Origin of the sequence: Mycobacterium sp. E3247 (assembly GCF_001667785.1) — a bacterium.
Classification (GTDB): Bacteria; Actinomycetota; Actinomycetes; order Mycobacteriales; family Mycobacteriaceae; genus Mycobacterium.
Map to the genome: position 1 here is coordinate 1 of NZ_LZJG01000405.1, position 1,725 is coordinate 1,725.

At 68.5% G+C, this 1,725-nt stretch carries 1 protein-coding gene and 1 pseudogene; one reads left to right on the top strand and one right to left on the bottom strand.

What is annotated here, in order from left to right:
* Nucleotides 1–154: pseudogene (locus tag A9X04_RS30570) on the top strand (TldD/PmbA family protein); the annotation flags it as partial.
* Nucleotides 155–215: 61 nt separating this feature from the next.
* Here A9X04_RS30570 and A9X04_RS21440 read toward each other — a convergent pair.
* A partial coding sequence (locus A9X04_RS21440) for a TldD/PmbA family protein (protein WP_156764466.1) occupies nt 216–1,725 on the bottom strand: 1,510 nt, incomplete at its 5' end.

Sequence of the window (1,725 nt, forward strand, 5' to 3'; positions counted from 1 at the left end):
CGAGACCATGGTGCTCGTCACCGACAAGGTCGAGGCGACGCTGCGCTGGGCCGGCAATTCGATGACCACCAACGGTGTTTCGGTCAATCGCAGCATCACGGTGATCTCCGTCGTCCGCCAAGGATCCAGCGCGCGGATCGGCACCATGGTCTCGCTGGCGCCACCGAGCTTGGCGGCCTCCTCCAAAACGAGGTTGACGACGTGCTGCGGGGTGATCATCGGCCGCCCTCGGTCCGGGTGTTGAGCACGTTTACGCCGCGGAACAACGCCGACGGGCAGCCGTGGCTGACCGGGGCGATCTGGCCGGGCTGCGCCTTGCCGCAGTTGAAGGCGCCCCCCAGCCGCCACGTCGACGGGCCGCCCACGGCCTCCATGGAGTTCCAGAACTCGGTGGTGGTGGCCTGGTAGGCGACGTCTCGCAATTGGCCGTCCAGCCGGCCGTCGCGGATGCGGAAGAACCGTTGACCGGTGAACTGAAAGTTGTAGCGCTGCATGTCGATCGACCACGACTTGTCGCCGATGATGTAGATGCCGTCCTCGACGCGGCCGATCAGGTCGGCGGTGCTGACGTCCTCGCGGGCGGGCTGCAGCGACACGTTGGCCATCCGCTGAATCGGCACGTGATGCGGGGAGTCGGCATACGAGCACCCGTTGGACCGCGGCTGCCCCAGACGCGGAGCGAACACCCGGTCAAGTTGATAGCCGACGAACACCCCGTCGCGCACCAGGTCCCAGCTTTGCGCCGCCACCCCTTCGTCGTCGTAGCCGATGGTGGCCAACCCGTGCTGGACGGTGCGGTCGGCGGTCACGTTCATCACCGGGGAGCCGTACCGCATGCTGCCGAGTTTGTCCGGCGTGGCGAACGACGTTCCGGCGTAGGCGGCCTCGTAGCCGATGGCGCGGTCGTATTCGGTTGCGTGGCCGATGGATTCGTGAATCGTGAGCCACAGGTTGGTGGGGTCGATCACCAGGTCTGTGCGGCCCGCGGTGACGCTGGGCGCTTTGACCTTTTCGGCCAGCAGCGACGGCAGCTGTGCGAGCTCGTCGGTCCAGTTCCACACGTCGTCGCCGGTCAGCACTTCCCAGCCGCGTCCCATCGGCGGCGCCAGCGTGCGCATCGAGTCGAAACTGCCCGCGGCGGGGTCGACGGTCACCGCCTCCAGCGACGGCTGCACCCGGACCCGCTGCTGGGTGATCGACGACCCGAAGGTGTCGGCGTAGAACGTCTGCTCCTTGACGGCCGTGAGAACCGCCGACACGTGGTCGACGCCGTCGGCGCTGAGCAACCGGCCGGAGTATTCCTCGAGCACGCCGATCTTGTCGGTCGCCGGGATGCTGAACGGGTCGATCCGGTAGCCCGAAACCCAGGTGGCATCGGCATACACCGGCTCGGGCGCCAATTCCACGCGCTCACTGTTCAGCGTCGCCAGGGTGGTGGCGACCTGCACGGCGCGCCGCGCGGTCTCGGCGGCCACCGAGGGCGCCAGCTCCGCGTGCGAGGCGAATCCCCACGTGCCGTCGACGATCACCCGCACCGCCAGCCCCACCTCGCGATTGACCACCGCCGTCTCCAGTTCGCCGTCGCGCAGCTGGATGATCTCGGTCACGACGCGGTGAACCCGCAGGTCGGCGTAGCTGGCGCCGGCCGCGGTGGCCGCCGACAGCGCGGCGTCGGCCAGCTGGTGGCGCGGCAGGTTGAGGAAGTCGGCATCGATCCCCCGGTTC